The organism is Streptomyces sp. NPDC050619 (assembly GCF_040654815.1).
Lineage (GTDB): Bacteria > Actinomycetota > Actinomycetes > Streptomycetales > Streptomycetaceae > Streptomyces.
In genome coordinates, this window is the sequence record NZ_JBFAIR010000012.1 from 266,195 (window position 1) to 282,021 (window position 15,827).

Below are 15,827 nucleotides of genomic sequence, written 5' to 3' on the forward strand. Positions count from 1 at the left end.
GCCGTGATGGAACTGATCGAGGAGCGTCCCTACCGCTTCCGCATCGAACCCCAAGGGTGCATGCGGGTGCCCGGTGTGGTGTTCGCCTCCCGGAGCCTCCTCGCCGACGCCGAGCAGTCGCTGGAGCAGGTCGTCAACGTGGCCACTCTGCCGGGCATCGTCGAGGCCTCGTACGCCATGCCGGACATCCACTGGGGATACGGCTTCCCCATCGGCGGCGTGGCCGCGACCGATCTCGACGACTCAGGTGTGGTCTCGCCCGGCGGGGTCGGCTTCGACATCTCCTGCGGGGTGCGGCTGCTGGCCGCCGACGCCGACCGGCGGACCGTGGCGTCCGCGCTGCCCGCGATCATGGACGGCCTGGACCACTCGATCCCGCGCGGCGCGGGCCCCGGCGGCGTGTGGCGGATGACCGGGCCCGGACAGCTGGAGCGGATCCTGCGGGGCGGCTCCCGGTACGCCGTTCAGGAGGGGTACGGCGAGCAGCGCGACCTGACCCGCTGCGAGGACGGCGGGGCGGTCGCCGACGCCGACGTGACGCAGGTGAGCCCGCGGGCGCGGGAGCGCGGCCTCGGACAGGTCGGGAGCCTGGGATCCGCCAACCACTTCCTGGAGGTCCAGGAGGTCGCCGAGGTGTCCGACGAGAGCGTCGCCGCCGCCTTCGGACTCGCCGTCGGCCAGGTGTGCGTGATGATCCACTGCGGTTCACGCGGTCTGGGGCACCAGATCTGCACCGATCACGTCCGGGCGATGGATCACGCCATGAGCCGGTACGGCATCACCGTGCCCGACCGGCAGCTGGCCTGCACCCCGGTCGACTCCCCGGAGGGGCAGGCATATCTGGGCGCGATGGCCGCGGCCGCCAACTACGGCCGCGCCAACCGCCAGTTGCTCTCCCACGCCGCACGCCAGGTCTTCCGGCGGGCCGCGGGCGTGGGCCTCTCGCTGGTGTACGACGTGTCCCACAACCTCGCCAAGACCGAGACCCATGCGGTGGCCGGAACACGGCGCCGGCTGTGCGTGCACCGCAAGGGAGCCACCCGCGCCTTCCCGCCCGGCCATCCTGAACTGCCTGAAGACCTACGGGAGTTCGGGCAACCGGTCCTCATCCCGGGAACGATGGGCACGGCCTCGTACGTCCTCACCGGCGTGCCCGACGGCGACGCCTTCTTCTCCACCTGCCACGGCGCCGGCCGGGTGATGAGCCGCCACCAGGCCGGGCGTACGGTCACCGGCAGGGAACTGCGGGCCCGGCTGGAGGCGGACGGCATCGCGGTGCGCCCGAAATCGTGGCGGGGGCTGGCCGAGGAGACCCCGGAGGCCTACAAGGACGTCGGCGAAGTGGTCGCCGCGAGCGAGGCGGCGGGGCTGTGCCGTACCGTCGCCCGGCTGGTTCCGCTCGGCGTGGTCAAGGGCTGATGCGGCGCCCTCGACGGCCGAGGTGACCGGACGGTGTGCCTCATACGACCGTGTGCCTCATACGTCGACGGTCACCGCGCACGACCAGCCATACGCGTCCGGCCCGATGCGCAGCCCGTGCCACGAGACGCCCTTCGGTGCCGCGCCGGTGATCTCCACGTCCGCCAGCGGGGCGACGGCCAGCCGCACGTCGAGGCCGCCGCCGGCCGCGTCCGCCGCCACGTCTACGGGCACCTGGCCGTGCACCTCCAGGCGGTAGACCACCTCGTCCAGCAGCGCGGCCAGCAGGTCGTCGTCTGAGGCGTCCTCGGTGAAGCGAACCCGCTCCACGGCGGTGGGGCGGACCGCGGAGACGGCGGCGAAGGAGCTCACCAATCCCAGCGCGGCCTCCGCCAGGCAGCACTCGCGGCTCGCTCCCCAGGCCTCGATGCGCACGTCCGCCGTGTGCGGCACCAGCCGGTGCCCGCTCTCACCCTGGCGCCGCGCCGACCTGTCGTCACCTGATTCGCCCACCATGTTCAACGACTACCCGCTCGGCCATCGACCTGCCCGTGTCACGACCATTGATCCGCTGGAGGCGCACGGCGCTGTCGGCGGCGCCCGCTGAGGGAACGGTTACCTGTCCTCGCAGCAGCTGCGGGAGGAGTGGGAGCGATCGAGGCGGTGCGACTGCCGGCCGGGAGTCGATCGCCGGGTGGTTGATGAATTTGAGCGGTTTGCCGAGTCCGGTGCCCTGCTCGGGCGGGAGCGGGATCCGGTAGTGGGCGCCTTCGTGGACGATCCGCTCCCGGCCCGACGGGACCCGTGCTGGGGACGCGCCTGCTCGTGAAGGACGAGCCGGGCCCGCCGCTCGTCGTGCACTTCCCGGTCGACACCCCGGAGGTGGGTGTCACGCTGGCCCGCAGCCGCATGCTCGGGCTCACCGGTCCGCGCCGGGTACGGCTGTACCGGCTGATCGCCCGTCGGGCCATGACCACCGCCGACCTCGCGGACCGGCTGCGGATGGCCCGCCTTCAGGTCTCCCGGCAGCTGCGCAGCAGTGAGCGAGATGTCATCTCGCATGTCGTAAGGTAGTTCCGTCCACGCTGAGGGTCGTCTCCGCGTCGGCTTTTCAGTCAGGTGGGCCGCAACGCGGCGCCCACGTCCGGATCGCACCTGAAGTGAGCTCCCGATGCGTCGTATCGCCATATCCGTGGCCACTACCACGATCTCCGTCTCGCTCGCCGGTTGCGGCGCGCTCAACGCGACGGGGAGCAGCGACGACGCGAGCCCGGCCAAGGGCGACGACATCACCGTGGGGCTGCTGCTGCCGGAAAGGTCGAACCCCCAGTACGAGCGATTCCATTACCCCATCATCAAGGCGAAGGTCGAGTCCCTCACCCGCAGCCATGGCCGGGTCGAGTACGCCAACGCCGATGCGGACGCGGGCAAGCAGGCCCGGCAGCTACAGCGGATGATCGACGAGCGGGTCGACGTGATCCTGCTGGACCCCGTCGACGCGCACGCCATCGCCGGCGGGGTGAGGAAGGCCAAGGAGGCCGGTATCCCGGTCATCGCCTACGACCGGCTGGCCGAGGGCCCGATCGACGCGTACATCACCTTCGACAACGAGCTCGTCGGCGAGGTGCAGGGCCGCTCCCTGCTGGAAGCCCTCGGTGGGGACGTCGGCGTCTCCGACAAGATCGTCATGATGAACGGCTCGCCCACCGATCCGAACGCCAAGCAGTTCAAGGCGGGTGCGCTCCACGTACTCGACGGCCAGGTGACGATCGCCAAGTCGTTCGACACCAAGGACTGGAAGCCGAAGAACGCCGAGAAGAACATGACCGAGGCGATCAACGAAATCGGCAAGAAGAACATCCAGGCCGTCTACGCCGCCAACGACGGCCTGGCGGGCGGCATCGTCAAGGCGCTGAAGGCCGCAGGCGTGACCCGCCTGCCGCCGATCACCGGGCAGGACGCGGAGCTCTCGGCGGTGCAGCGGATCGTCACCGGCGAGCAGTACATGAGCGTCTACAAGCCGTACCCGGAGGAGGCCGAGATCGCTGCGGAGATGGCCGTGACGAAGGCCCAGGGCAAGGGCATCCAGTTCGACGCCCTCACCAGCGAAAGAGTCGACAGCCCCACCCACAAGAACATCCCCGCGCAGTTCGTGCCCGTCGTCGCCATGACGAAGGACAACATCAAGGACACGGTCATCACGGACGGCATATACAAAACCTCCGACATATGCACGCCCGAACTCGCGGCCGACTGCGCGGCGACAGGCCTGACGAAGTAGGTCCCCGGGGCGAGGGAGCGGTGGCCGCAGGGACGATGTGAGCGACCCTGGTGTGGGGCGTTGTGGGGCGCTCCCACCCTGCTCGCGGCCTGCGCCGCAGTCGCGATGGGCCTGATGCCCGTCGCCGTCCCGCTGCTCTCCTCCATCCGTGCCATTGCAGTGGCCGCAGCACAGCGGCGGGCCGTGGTACCGCAACGTGCCGTACGAGGACTTCAAGCCGGCCCGCCGAGCTCCCCGCGAGCGGGTCCTGGGACGCCGCCGGTGGCCCATGTGCCAGGCAAACGCGAGGCCCCCGATGCTCCACCATCCGAATCAGGCTCAGTACAGCCCGCCGTCCACCCGGATCAGCGCGTCCGTTTCTCCTCCGACCAGGCTTGCGTGCCCAGTCTGGGCACCTCCGACGATCTGAGGAAGACCCAGAGTCGCACGGTAGGAGAATGTAATTCTGTTTGTGACTCGGCGCGGAGGGCCTCGACTTCGGCGTCGAAGGTCAGCTCACCTCCGCGCCGGTGGGCTGTAGGGCTCAAGGAGTTGGTCGACGGGTGCGTAGTCGTCGGTGAGCAGTTGGGCATCGCCGGTCCAGGTGGTGAGGTCGTCGCCGGTGGCGATCTTCCAGCCGGTTTTCCGGGCGTCCAGCGCTTCCTGGGCCGCGCGGAGGTCGACTGGCCGGTCGGCGGCGAGCACCACCAGATTGCCGCCATCGGAGCCGGCGGTCGGGTCGAGGCCGATGTCGGCGGGTTCGCCGACGAGAGCGACGTGCTCGAAAGTCTCGCTGAGGGTGGCCACTTCGGCACGTGCGAAGGCCAGCCCACCGTGATCGAGGAGGTTGGCGACGTACAGGCCGTCCTCGTCGAGCACCCGTTGTACGTCGGTCATCGCTTCCACCGTGGTGAGGTGCCACGGCACACTGACGCCCCCGAAGGCATCGCCGACGACGAGGTCACGACTGCCGGCGTCCAGCCGCCGCAGGCCGATCCTGCCGTCCTCGGTGCGTACGTCGATACCGGCTGCTGATCTCAGACCGAGCTGGTCGCGGTCGATGCGCACGACTCCGCTGTCGATCTCGGATACGAGGCTGCGCGTCCCGGGCCGCGTGGCCGCCAGGTAACGGGGAAAGGTGAGCCCGCCGCCGCCCAGGTGGTGGGCGGCAAGTGGCTCGCCTTCGGGAAAGGCGGCATCCACCACCGACGCGATGGCGCGCACATACGCGAACTTCAGGAAGGTCGGGTCGTCGATGTCGACGTAGGAGTGCCGCACGCCGTCCAGAACGAGTGTGCGACCGCCCGCCCGGTCGGGGTCTGCGAGGACCCGTGCGCAGTGATATCTGGTCTCCGCGTCGCAGCCACCGGGCGCGACCGTGGTGGCGAGACCGCCGGCAACGACCACGAGTGTGAGCGCAGGGGTGCCGCTCCACCCGCGCGTTCGCCATTCGACCAGCGCCGAGCCGACCACCAGGAGTGTTCCGAGGCCGATCAGTATGCCGCTGACCGGCAACCGCGACACCAGGACGAAGCCGGTGAGGACGGTACCGACGATGGCGCCGACGGTGCCGACGCCGGACAGCCGGCCGACCACCGTTCCGGTCTCGGCGAGGCTGGTCAGACGTAACTTGGTCACGATCGGCGTCACCGCGGAGAGCAGCGCGCCCGGCACGAGGATGGTCAGCGCCGCGATCAGCAGGAGCAGCGGTGCCGCCCACTCCGCGGTGGTGCGCAGCACGGCAGGGGTGAGCGCCACGACCGCTCCCGACACCCCGAGCGAGGGGCCGATGAGCCGGCGGGGATCGACCTGGTCGGCGATGCGCCCACCCAGCCAGGAGCCGACGGCGATCGCGGTGAGCGCGATGCCGATCACCATGGTGCTGGTCTCGAGGGTGAGGCCGAGGTAGGGAGCCAGCAGCCGCAGAGCGACGATCTCGACCACCAGGACCGCGGCCGAGGCCCCGAACACAAGCACGGCGGCGGCACGGGGACCCAGGCCGTAGCTGCCAGGCGTGCCCTCGGTGACAGGCAAGGAAGACGAACTGGTCACGGGCGACATCCTCGCACGCGACTCATCGACCGAACAGCACGGCGAAATCCTCATGGGCGCTGGCGGAGCGGCCCTCTCGGCTCACATCACAGGTCCGTGACGGCCATCCACAGGTCCACGTCGAAGAGGATCAGGCGTCCTGGTCGCTGAGTTGCCGTGTCCGGCACGACCGCCCGTACCAAGGGCTGGTCGCCCTTCTCCACCGTCACCTTCGTGCCGTCGTACTTCGGTGACTTGTCGGCGACGACCGAACGCAGTTTGCCCGCGGCGCGGTTGGCGGTCGCCTCGTCCTTGACCACGAGGCACAGCACCTCGGTGTTCTCGGCGGCGGAGGCGGCCTGCTGGCCGACGGCGGACAGTCGTACCGGCTCGGTGGAGGTGAGGGGACTGAAGTCGGCCCGGTAGACGTCGCCCAGGCACTCGGACACGCGCTGGTACTCCTTCCGGTCGGCCAGCGAGGCTCCCTTCTCCGGGTGGACGGCCGACATGGGGGTGTCGTCCTGGGCGGAGTAGAGGATCTCGTCCTTCGAGACCTGGAACGACATCCCCGTGCGGCCGGGTCGCGTCCAGGTCTCGTCGTCTTCGCCGCGCTGGTAGCCGTTCGACTTCAGCGAGGCAGTGATGGCCGCCGTGTCGAACGAACCCTCCCAGCGGCCCGCGCTCTTGGAGTCGACAGCGGTGTCGATCTGGGTCACTTTCAGGGCCTCACCCATCGCCCCGGGCGTGTACCCACCCAGCAGGCTGGTGCCGGGCCGCCCGACGGAGGCGAACCGCTTCTCGTCGCCCTGGCTCAGCTCACGCACGCTCGCGGCGTCGAGGTAGATGACGCCGTTCGTGGCGTTGTCGTCGGCGAGGGCGCCCAACCCCTTCACCACTCTCGAACCACTGTCGCCGCTGCCGGAGTCGGACGAGCAGCCGGTGCCGGCGGCCAGGAACACGACGAGAGCGGTGGCACCGAGGGCAGATCTACGCGCTGTTGTGAGCATGATCAGGAAGCCTACCGGCGTCCCGGCGCGTGAAGTACGCCGACTACTTGACGACGGCTGTGTCCGAACTCGCCCTACTCGACCAGGCTCTGGGTGCCGAGAACGGAGATCAGCCGCAGCTTCTCGGCGGCCTCGGTGCCCGGCTCGGCCGAGTAGACGAGGATGTGCAGGTCACTGCCCTCCACTCGGAGCAGATCGCAGTCCAGCGTCAGCAGGCCCACCTGCGGATGCTCGATCGTCTTGCGCGAGGCTTCCAGCCGGCCGACGACACCCGCGTCCCACAGCTCGGCGAACCGCTCGCTGCCGCCGCGCAACTCCGCGATCAGGCGCCGCAGTTGCCGGTCGGCGGGATACCGGGCGGCGGTCGCGCGCAGTTCGGCGACCATGCCGGCCTCCATGGCGCGCCGTTCCTGCGGTGTGTGCCGGACCCTGGTGGGCCCGCCCAGGAAGTTGCGCCACAGCCCATTGCGTTCCAAGCCGCGCAGGCCCGACTGATCGCCCATCAGCGCCGCGTACATCGGGTTGGCCAGCAGCAGGGTCAGGGCCGCGTCGGAGACACCGACGGGCGTGTCCACCAGCCTGTCCAGCATCCGCTGGACGCTGGGCGGGATGTACGCGGGCACCATCTCGGGCCCCTGCGGCACCAGCCCGGCCAGCCGGAACAGGTACGCCCGCTCGTCCCCCGACAGCCGCAGCGCCCGGCCCAGGGCCTCGACGACCTGCCCGGACGGGTTGGCCGCCCGGCCCTGTTCGAGGCGAGTGACGTAGTCGACGGAGATCCCGGCGAGCAGGGCCAGCTCCTCGCGCCGCAGCCCGGCCGCGCGCCGCTGTCCGCCGGCCGGCAGCCCGGCCGTGTCCGGGGAGACCCGGTCGCGCCAGCGCCGCAGCGCCTGCCCCAGTTCCGTCGCCGTCATGCCCCCCAGTGAACACCGTCGGCCGGGGACGTGCCTGGTACCCGTAGTCCCAGGAAGAAGGCTCTCCTGGCTGATCGCGGCGCCGCGCCGGAGGCTGGACGCATGACAACGACACTGATCACCGGAGCCAACAAGGGCATCGGCCACGAGACCGCCCGTCAGCTCATCGCCGCGGGTCACACCGTCTACGTGGGTGCCCGAGACGCCGAACGCGGACGCCTCGCCGCCGAGCGACTGGGCGCACGGTTCGTCCTGCTCGACGTCACCGACGACGCCACGGTCGAGGCCGCCGCCCAGGCCGTCGAGGCCGACGGCGGACTCGACGTACTGATCAACAACGCCGGAGTCGAAGTGCGGGGCGAGGGCAACAGCGTGCCCGGCGCCGCGGACGTGACCGCCGACCAGATGCGGTCGGTGTTCGACACGAACGTCTTCGGCGTCGTCCGCGTCACCCACGCCTTCCTGCCGCTGCTGCTGCGCTCGGCCGCACCGGTCGTGGTCAACGTCAGCAGCGGCCTGGCCTCGCTGACCCATCTCTCCGACCCGGACCACCCCGGGCACTTCTACCCGGGCGTCGCCTACCCGGCGTCCAAGACCGCGGTGAACGCGATCACCGTGCAGTACGCGAAGGGCCTGCCGAACGTGCGGATCAACGCCGTCGAGCCCGGCTTCACGAAGACGGACCTCAACGGCAACACCGGCACGCAGACCGTCGAGCAGGCGGCCGAGATCATCGTCCGCATGGCGCGGATCGGCCCCGACGGCCCCACCGGAGGCTACTTCGACGCCTACGGCCCGCTGCCCTGGTGAGTCACAGCTGAACCAGCCGGGGCACCGCACCCTCTGCCCGCAGCCGCGGCTCCGGCCTGACGGGTCAACTTCCGTGAGCTGCCCAGCAGTCCGCCCAGAACCAGGGCCCGGCGCACCTGCCGGTGCAGCGGATGCTCGGCGGTGAACCCGATCGCCCGTGAGTACCACGTCGAACGGTACTTCCGTGAGTCCCGGCTGCTCCGGCTGGCCCCGACCAGCCAGGAGATGCTGCTCAACTACGTGTCCCAGCCCGTGCTGGGGCTGCCCAGGTCGTACTGACCCGGACAGCCTCAGTTCGGGTTCGGGTTCGCGGAGGGCTGTTTCCCTGTCAGCGACCGCTACGCCGCAGCCGTACGCGGTACGAGTAGTGCTCGGGCAGGAAGTGACTGATCGCCAGCTCCACGCGCCGTCCGGCGGCCGACTGATAGGCGCGGTCGATGCGCAGCAGCGCCCGGCCCGGTTCGCAGCCCAGCTGCCCCGCGATCTGTGGTGTGGCCTCGGCCACGGTGATGTTCTGCTCGGCCTCGGCGATCGGCTCCGGCAGTCGCTCATCCAGCAGCCCGATGACGGTGAAGGCGCTGGGGGTGCCCCGCTCCGTCAGCTCCGGCAGCGGCTCCAGCAGCCGGCCGACGTCGGGCGGCAGGAAGACGGAGGTGTGACAGAACGCGGTGTCCTCGTGCAGCCGGAGGAAGGCGAGCTCGTACACCCGGTCGGTGTGCAGGCCGAGGAGGCCCGCCGCGTCGACGTCGACCCGCCGGTGCAGGGGCGTGACGACGTCCATGCGGGTGTCGATGGACAGCCCCATCAGGTCGTCCACCGAGCCGAACTGGCGCAGGTACCGCTCCTCGCGGGGCGCGGCGAACGTGCCGCGGCCTGGCACCCGGTGGACCAGGCCCTCGGCGACCAGGTCCTGGAACGCCCGCCGCACGGTCTGCCGGCTGACCCGGTGCCGGTCCGCCAGCTCGGCCTCCGTGGGCAGCCGTACGCCCTCGGGGTAGTCGTGCCGCAGGATCGCTGTCCGCAACTCCCGGGCCAGCCGCAGGTAGGTGCTCTCGTGTTGGGCCGGCTCAGCCATGCGGCCCACCCCGCCCCACCGGCCGCGCCGCCCTCGTCACGCTCATCGCTCGTGTCCCCTCCGCGGTCAGGTGTCAGACCACCGCGTCGGCGCGCAGCGCCTCGATGTCGTCGGGGGTGCGGCCGAGTTCGGTGAGGATCGCCCCGGTGTGCTCGCCCACGGCCGGTACGGGGTCCATGCGCGCGGGCACACCCGCGAGGTCGGCCGGCGGGAGCAGCGCCCGCACCGTGGCGCCGCCCGGCACTCCCACCTCGCGCCAGCGGTCGCGGGCGGCCAGGACCGGGTGGTCGAGGAACGCGGCGACGTCGTTGACCCCGGCGCAGGCGATGCCGATGTCCTCCAGGTCCTTGAGGATCTCCGCGGCGTCCGAGCGGGCACAGCGTGCGGCCACCACGGCGTTGAGCTCCTCGCGGTGGACGACCCGGTCGGAGCCGGTGGCGAAGCGCGGGTCGTCGGCGAGTTCGGGCCGGCCGAGGAAGCCGGCGCACAGGGCGACCCACTCGCGTTCGTTCTGGATGGAGAACAGCACGTCCAGGCCGTCGGCGGCCGTGAAAGCGCCGTAGGGCGCGATGGTGGCGTGCTGGGTGCCCAGGCGCGCGGGCTGCGTGCCGCCGTATTGGGTGTAGTAGGCGGGCTGGCCCATCCACTCCGCCAGCGCCTCGAACAGGGAGACCTCCACCGGATGCGCCGTGCCGGTGGTGGCGCGGCTGTACAGGGCGGTGAGGATGCCGCTGTAGGCGTACATCCCGGCGGCGATGTCGGCGACGGAGACGCCGACGCGGGCGGTCTCGTCGGCGGTTCCGGTCAGGGAGACCAGACCGGTCTGGCACTGCACGAGCAGGTCGTACGCCTTGCGGTCGGCCCAGGGGCCCGAGGTGCCGTAGCCGGAGATCGTGCAGGGGATCAGCCGGGGGAAGCGCTCGGCGAGGGCGGCCGTGTCGAGGCCGAGGCGGTCGGCGGCGCCCGGCGCGAGATTCTGGACGAACACGTCGGCGCCGCCGAGGAGTTGGTGCAGGATCCCCCGGCCCCGCGGGTCCTTCAGGTCCAGCGTGAGGGACTCCTTGGAGCGATTGAGCCAGACGAAGTAGCTGGAGTGGCCGTGCACGGTCGTGTCGTACCGGCGCGCGAAGTCGCCGTCGCCCGGCCGCTCCACCTTGATCACCCGGGCACCGAGGTCGGCGAGCTGCCGGGTGGCGAAGGGCGCGGCGACGGCCTGCTCCAGGCTGACCACCGTGATCCCGGACAAGGGAAGCTGCGGGACGCTCATGGCGCCCATTTGTACGGCCAAATCCGGGAACGTGTCAACGGCGGTCCTCGTCGCCGGTACCTGGTACGCACCGTATGTGTGCGCACCATTGCGACGATATTTGTAGGCACCACTGCGGCGAGCGGCCGACCGTCCTCAGGACCGCCGGTCCGGATGGCACAGCACCATGACCGCGCGGGCGACGAGTTCGCCGGCCCCGCCGAGTTCCTGCCGGTAGCGGGTCGTGATCTCCCGTACGGCCTCCGCGAATTCGGGGTCGACGGCGCGGGCGCGGGCCGGAGGCGGCAGCTCCTGCGCCATTGCCCGGCGCCGGGCCAGGAGCGTGATGATCTCCTCGTCGAGACGGGCTATGCGGCTCAGGGACATCTCCGCCGTCAGCCCGGCGGCGTGGTTCATCGGCACGATGCATCTCCGTTCGAAGGTTCACAGTTGGTCCTTCAACACCTTGCCCGTGGCGGTCAGCGGCAACTCCTCGCGGAACTCCACGGATCGGGGCACCATTTTCCGGCCAACCGCTCCCGGCTCCAGGCGATGTGCGAGAGATGACGTCACCGGGACCCACCCGGCGCACTTTCATCGCCACGACCACTGCTGTTGGTGGTGCCGTCGTCGCCGCCGTTCGGCATCGGCGAGTCGTCGCGTCTTCGGCTCCAAGGGCACCTGCTGTAGCGGGACCTACACCGTGGTCGGCCGGTCCGCCAGCATCACCGGGCCGTACCTCGATCAGAGGGCAGGAGACCCTCGACATCCGGCAGGTGACCTTCGCGGGCGGCTGACCGGTCATCGCCCGTCCGCTCGGGGACTCCGGGCGGGCCGTGCACCTCGGCCTGCCCGGAGGAGTCCACATCTGCGCTCGGCCACGAAGGCCAGGCCGGTGGAATCCGCGCCCGCCTCCGGATTGACCGCGTACGGGCCGGCCTCGGGCAGAAGGTGCAGGTCCTCAAACTCGGCGTCACAGACTCGCGCCGGTCAAGGTCCGGCGGCAGACGCTCAGGATCCGATGTCACAGGACAGGCACCGTCGGCGTTCGGATTGTCTCTTCCAGCCGCCTTCATGGCGGCGGCCCGTCGCGGTCAGCTGACGGGGGAGGAGGCCGGCAGTTCATGGTCGGTGGCCCAGGAGGCCAGGATGCGCAGCCGTTCGTGCGTGGGGGAGCCGGGCCCGGCGGTCCAGACGGTCAGGTGCTGGTCGGGGTCGGTGTTGGCGGTGAGGGTGTCCCAGTCCAGGACGAGTTCGCCGACGACGGGATGGTTGAGGGTCTTCGTGCCTACGGTGCGGGCGGCGACGTGGTGATCGCCCCACCAGCGGGCGAACTGCTTGTCGCGCAGGGACAGTTCACCGACCAGCTCGATCAGGCGGGGGTCCTCGGGATACTTCGCGGCCTCCATCCGGAGCTGGGCGACGGCGATGTGCGCGGAGCTCTCCCAGTCGGCGTACAGGGTGCGCATGGCGGGGTCCGTGAAGATGATCCGCGGGTAGTTGCGGTGCTTCTCCGGGACGCGGGAGAAGTCGGTGACCAGCGCGGCGGCCAGCGCGTTCCAGGCCAGGATGTCCCCGCGCCGGCCCTGCACGATGGCCGGGGTGGCGGTGAGGTCGTCCAGGACCCGCTGCAACTGCGGCTGGACCTTCTGCCGGCCGCGACGCCGGGTGCGGGTCGTGGTCTTGCCGGCGAGCTGGAAGAGGTAGCCCCGCTCGTCGTCGTCCAGGTGCAGTACCCGGGCGAGGACATCCAGCACGGGCGCCGATGCCTGCATACGGCCCTGTTCGAGGCGGGTGTAGTAGTCGGTGCTGATGCTGGCGAGCTGGGCGACCTCCTCGCGGCGCAGCCCCTCCACCCGCCGGGGCCTGTCGGTCTCGGGCAGGCCGACCGTGCGCGGGCTCAGCTCGGAGCGGCGCTTCTTGAGGAATTCTCCCAGCTCGTTGAGGGGAACGTTGGCAGTCATGCTGCCCAGCATGACACCGGTCTCACCTCGGGAAGGGGGGAGAATTTACTCCCAGGATGTTCCCCTCCCAGGATGATTTTCTCCGCTTTTCGCGCTCGCCCTCGCGTGTGAGGCTCCATGTCGAGCAGCCGATCCTGACCCCGGCTGCGGGACACCGACCTCGCACCGAAAGAAGCAACCCCCCATGCGCGGAGCAGTCATCTACGCCCCCGGAGACGTGCGCTTCGAGAACCTCGACGACCCGAAGATCATCAATCCGACAGACGCGGTGATCCGCACGGTCGCCACCTGTGTGTGCGGCTCGGACCTGTGGCCCTACCGGGGCGCGGAACCCATCGGCGACCCGCACCCGATGGGGCACGAGTACGTCGGCGTCGGCGCCCTGGGCGGCACCGCCACGGGCGGCCGCCTGGGCGACCGGCGTCCGATGGTCACCACCATCACGGCCGCCGCGGCCACCGCCCTGGTCCTGCTCCTGATGATCCCGCTGTCCGGCAACCCGGTGACAGCCACCCTCCTCGTCTTCCTCATGGGCCTGACCGGCTTCACGGTCAACCCGGTCGTCACCGTCCTCGCCATGCGCTTCGCGGGCGACGCCCCCCACCCTCACCTCCGCGCTGACCACGTCCGCCTTCAACACCGGCATCGCCGCCGGATCGGCGCTCGCCGGCACGGCCCTGGGCTCCTCCCTCGGACTGACCGGCCCGCCCCTGGTCGGCACCGTCATCGCCGCCCTCACCCTGCTGCCCCTGATCGTCCTCGCCGTCCACGGCCCGTCCCGCAAGGGCCAGATCGTGGCCCGGAGCAGCGCTCCCACGCACAGGAGGGAGCAGCCGCCGTGCTCTGGCTCTGCTCGGACGCCGCCTCTGTCACCACCGGCCACACCCTCGTCGCCGACGGCGGCCGAACCGTCTGACAGCGGCTCATGACAAGGCGCGTGCCGCCGCAGCCCATCCGGGCAGCCTCGACGTCACTCGCATCGCCACACCTCCGCACCCGAAGGGACAACACGACGTGAACCCCACGTACGACTTCACCGGCCAGGCCGCCCTCGTCACCGGGGCCGGCGCCGGTATGGGCCTGGCGACCGCCCGCGCGTTCGCCGCGTCCGGAGCCGCCGTCGCCCTCACCGACGTCGACGAAGCGGCCCTGAACGCGGCCGCGAAGGAACTCACCGCCGCCGGCCACCAAGTCCTCGCCCTCACCTGCGACGTCAGCGACGAGGACCAGGTCGCCGCCGCCGTCGACCACACCGTAAAGACCTTCGGCCGCCTCGACATGGCCTACAACAACGCCGGCATCCAGATCCCGCCCAGCGACGCCGCCGACGAACCCGCCGAACGGTTCGACCGTGTCAACGCCATCAACCTCCGCGGCGTCTGGGCCTGCATGAAACACGAACTGCGGCACATGCGCGCACAGGGCAGCGGCGCGATCGTCAACTGCTCCTCCCTCGGCGGCCTGGTCGGTCTCCCCGGCCGCGCCTCCTACCATGCCTCCAAGCACGGAGTGATCGGCCTGACGAGCAGCGCGGCACTCGAATACGCCGCGCGCGGCATCCGCATCAACGCCGTCTGCCCGGGAACCATCGACACACCCATGGTCGGCGACATGATCGCCAAGGGGGAACTCGACCGCGCCGAAGCCGAGGCCAACCAGCCCGTCAACCGGCTCGGCACCGCTGAGGAAATCGCCCAGGCGGTCTTGTGGCTGTGCAGCCCCGGGGCGAGTTTCGTCGTGGGTGTCGCCCTCCCGGTGGACGGTGGCTACGTCGCCCGCTGAAGACAGCCCACGCACGAAGGAGAGCTGAGAGACGCCATGGAATTCATCGAGCAGCAGCCCAGCAGCAAGGCCCCGGCGGACTGGTTCACCGGCGACGTGTGGTGGGACGTCATCGTGGCCGGCCAGGAGCCGTCGAGGATGCGCGCCAACCTGGTCCGCTTCTCGCCGGCCGCCCGCACCAACTGGCACTCCCACGCCCTGGGCCAGACCCTGCACGTGGTTTCCGGCATCGCCCTGATCGGCACCCGGGACGGCACCGTCTTCGAAGCACACCCCGGGGAGACCGTGGCCTGCCCGCCGAACGAGGAACACTGGCACGGCGCCGCCCCCGACCGGTTCATGGAGCACATCGCCCTGTGGGAGGGCACAGGCGACGGCACACCCGAGACGGCCTGGGCAGAACCGGTCACCGACCAGCAGTACAACGGCCTCCGCACCCGCAACCAGTAACCCTGGCCAATCGATCAAAACCCGGGCTCACCCAGGACGTAAGGGCGTCCCAGATCAGCGGCACGTGTTCGACCGCCTGATGGCGGAGGCGATCAAGGCCGGCGACGACCCCGCCGTCGTCGCCAAGGCTGTCGTCGTGGCAGCGACCGACGCGAAGCCGAAACTGCGCTACGCCGCCGGCCCCATGGCCGGACGCGCGCGCCTACTCCGCTTTGTTCCCGCCCGGGTCTTGGACAAGCAGATCCGCAAGTTGAACAAGCTGGCCGGCTGACACCCGTAGCCCGCCACCCGCAAACCCAATCGCGCCGTTGGCACCGGGAGCAGTTCCGCTTCGAGGGACCTGACCAGCTGCGCGACTTCCTGACTTCGGCGTTCACGGCGGTCGAGGACATCCGCTTCCACACTGAGACCGGCGAGGGTGACGCGTACGCGCTGTTCTACCGGGCGCGGGTGGGAGCGCTCATGCGCGCCAGCGCCGAGCCCGTGCACGCGATGGTCACCTTCGGGGATCGCCGCGTGGTCCCGCTGACCCAGCCGGCCGCCCGGCGGACTTGAGGAGAAGCAGCGTCCGGCCGATCCCCTCCACGCGCGAGGTGATGCGGCAACTCGCCGCGCTCTCCAGCGACTTGACCCAGCAGGAGACGTTCGCATGCAACGACGTACGTTCCTTATGGCGACCACCGCGTCGCTGGCCGCCGCCCAACTCGCCGGACCCGCCTACGCCTCCGCATCCCCTTCCGGTTCAACAGCCGGTCATTACGAGGTCGTTGCCCGCCCGCTGGGGTGACGATGTCCCGTTCACCGTCGCCGAACTGCGGGGCGGGAAGCCGGTGGCCTACCCCGACGCCGAGGTGAACCGCGAGGACGCC

At 70.6% G+C, this 15,827-nt stretch carries 15 protein-coding genes and 2 pseudogenes; 9 read left to right on the forward strand and 8 right to left on the reverse strand.

Going from position 1 to position 15,827, the window contains the following annotated elements:
* Positions 1 to 6 precede the first annotated feature (6 nt).
* A complete protein-coding gene (locus AB0I77_RS21640) occupies positions 7 to 1,419 on the forward strand; it encodes an RtcB family protein (RefSeq protein ID WP_363284259.1) in 1,413 nt (470 codons plus the stop codon).
* Between the two features lie 57 nt (positions 1,420 to 1,476).
* Here AB0I77_RS21640 and AB0I77_RS21645 read toward each other — a convergent pair whose 3' ends face one another.
* Positions 1,477 to 1,935 (reverse strand): archease, encoded by a 459-nt coding sequence (locus tag AB0I77_RS21645; RefSeq protein WP_363284261.1) that lies wholly within the window; start codon positions 1,933 to 1,935, stop codon positions 1,477 to 1,479.
* A gap of 288 nt (positions 1,936 to 2,223) precedes the next feature.
* Between AB0I77_RS21645 and AB0I77_RS21650 the strand changes: the two genes are divergently transcribed.
* Positions 2,224 to 2,493 carry a hypothetical protein gene (locus tag AB0I77_RS21650; RefSeq protein WP_363284262.1) on the forward strand — a complete coding sequence of 90 codons (270 nt, stop codon included), beginning with the start codon at positions 2,224 to 2,226 and terminating at the stop codon, positions 2,491 to 2,493.
* A 97-nt stretch (positions 2,494 to 2,590) separates the two neighbouring features.
* The gene (locus tag AB0I77_RS21655; protein WP_363284263.1) at positions 2,591 to 3,700 is read left to right on the forward strand and encodes a substrate-binding domain-containing protein; all 1,110 of its coding nucleotides are present in this window, start codon (positions 2,591 to 2,593) and stop codon (positions 3,698 to 3,700) included.
* Between the two features lie 495 nt (positions 3,701 to 4,195).
* Here the strand turns inward: AB0I77_RS21655 and AB0I77_RS21660 are convergent, their stop codons facing one another.
* From AB0I77_RS21660 to AB0I77_RS21670, 3 genes are all read right to left on the reverse strand, one after another.
* Positions 4,196 to 5,731 (reverse strand): fused MFS/spermidine synthase, encoded by a 1,536-nt coding sequence (locus AB0I77_RS21660; RefSeq protein ID WP_363284264.1) that lies wholly within the window; start codon positions 5,729 to 5,731, stop codon positions 4,196 to 4,198.
* 86 nt (positions 5,732 to 5,817) lie between these two features.
* Positions 5,818 to 6,717: a hypothetical protein gene (locus tag AB0I77_RS21665; protein WP_363284265.1), complete on the reverse strand. Its 900-nt coding sequence runs from the start codon at positions 6,715 to 6,717 to the stop codon at positions 5,818 to 5,820.
* 74 nt (positions 6,718 to 6,791) lie between these two features.
* Complete coding sequence (locus tag AB0I77_RS21670) at positions 6,792 to 7,631, reverse strand: helix-turn-helix transcriptional regulator (RefSeq protein WP_363284266.1); 840 nt, start codon at positions 7,629 to 7,631, stop codon at positions 6,792 to 6,794.
* 102 nt (positions 7,632 to 7,733) lie between these two features.
* Between AB0I77_RS21670 and AB0I77_RS21675 the strand changes: the two genes are divergently transcribed.
* Together AB0I77_RS21675 and AB0I77_RS21680 are read left to right on the forward strand one after the other, a co-directional pair.
* Positions 7,734 to 8,441, forward strand: coding sequence for an SDR family NAD(P)-dependent oxidoreductase (locus tag AB0I77_RS21675; protein WP_363284267.1), 708 nt, complete (start codon positions 7,734 to 7,736; stop codon positions 8,439 to 8,441).
* A gap of 141 nt (positions 8,442 to 8,582) precedes the next feature.
* Entirely contained in the window at positions 8,583 to 8,720 is a 138-nt protein-coding gene (locus AB0I77_RS21680) for a hypothetical protein (RefSeq protein ID WP_363284268.1), read from the forward strand.
* 49 nt (positions 8,721 to 8,769) lie between these two features.
* Here the strand turns inward: AB0I77_RS21680 and AB0I77_RS21685 are convergent, their stop codons facing one another.
* The 4 genes from AB0I77_RS21685 to AB0I77_RS21700 all read right to left on the reverse strand — a co-directional run bounded on the left by AB0I77_RS21685 (position 8,770) and on the right by AB0I77_RS21700 (position 12,738).
* Entirely contained in the window at positions 8,770 to 9,516 is a 747-nt protein-coding gene (locus AB0I77_RS21685; RefSeq protein WP_363284269.1) for a GntR family transcriptional regulator, read from the reverse strand.
* A 73-nt stretch (positions 9,517 to 9,589) separates the two neighbouring features.
* Positions 9,590 to 10,783 (reverse strand): CaiB/BaiF CoA-transferase family protein, encoded by a 1,194-nt coding sequence (locus tag AB0I77_RS21690; RefSeq protein ID WP_363284270.1) that lies wholly within the window; start codon positions 10,781 to 10,783, stop codon positions 9,590 to 9,592.
* 135 nt (positions 10,784 to 10,918) lie between these two features.
* Positions 10,919 to 11,179, reverse strand: a complete 261-nt coding sequence (locus tag AB0I77_RS21695; RefSeq protein ID WP_363284286.1) for a hypothetical protein — start codon at positions 11,177 to 11,179, stop codon at positions 10,919 to 10,921.
* 677 nt (positions 11,180 to 11,856) lie between these two features.
* A complete protein-coding gene (locus AB0I77_RS21700; RefSeq protein ID WP_363284271.1) occupies positions 11,857 to 12,738 on the reverse strand; it encodes a helix-turn-helix transcriptional regulator in 882 nt (293 codons plus the stop codon).
* Positions 12,739 to 12,910: 172 nt separating this feature from the next.
* Between AB0I77_RS21700 and AB0I77_RS21705 the strand changes: the two are divergent.
* The 4 genes and pseudogenes from AB0I77_RS21705 to AB0I77_RS21720 all read left to right on the forward strand — a co-directional run.
* Positions 12,911 to 13,099 (forward strand): annotated as a pseudogene (locus AB0I77_RS21705) (alcohol dehydrogenase catalytic domain-containing protein); the annotation flags it as partial.
* A 641-nt stretch (positions 13,100 to 13,740) separates the two neighbouring features.
* Positions 13,741 to 14,508: a glucose 1-dehydrogenase gene (locus tag AB0I77_RS21710; RefSeq protein ID WP_363284273.1), complete on the forward strand. Its 768-nt coding sequence runs from the start codon at positions 13,741 to 13,743 to the stop codon at positions 14,506 to 14,508.
* 36 nt (positions 14,509 to 14,544) lie between these two features.
* A complete protein-coding gene (locus AB0I77_RS21715; RefSeq protein ID WP_363284274.1) occupies positions 14,545 to 14,958 on the forward strand; it encodes a cupin domain-containing protein in 414 nt (137 codons plus the stop codon).
* 70 nt (positions 14,959 to 15,028) lie between these two features.
* Positions 15,029 to 15,229: pseudogene (locus AB0I77_RS21720) on the forward strand (short-chain dehydrogenase/reductase); the annotation flags it as partial.
* Positions 15,230 to 15,827: the final 598 nt, after the last annotated feature.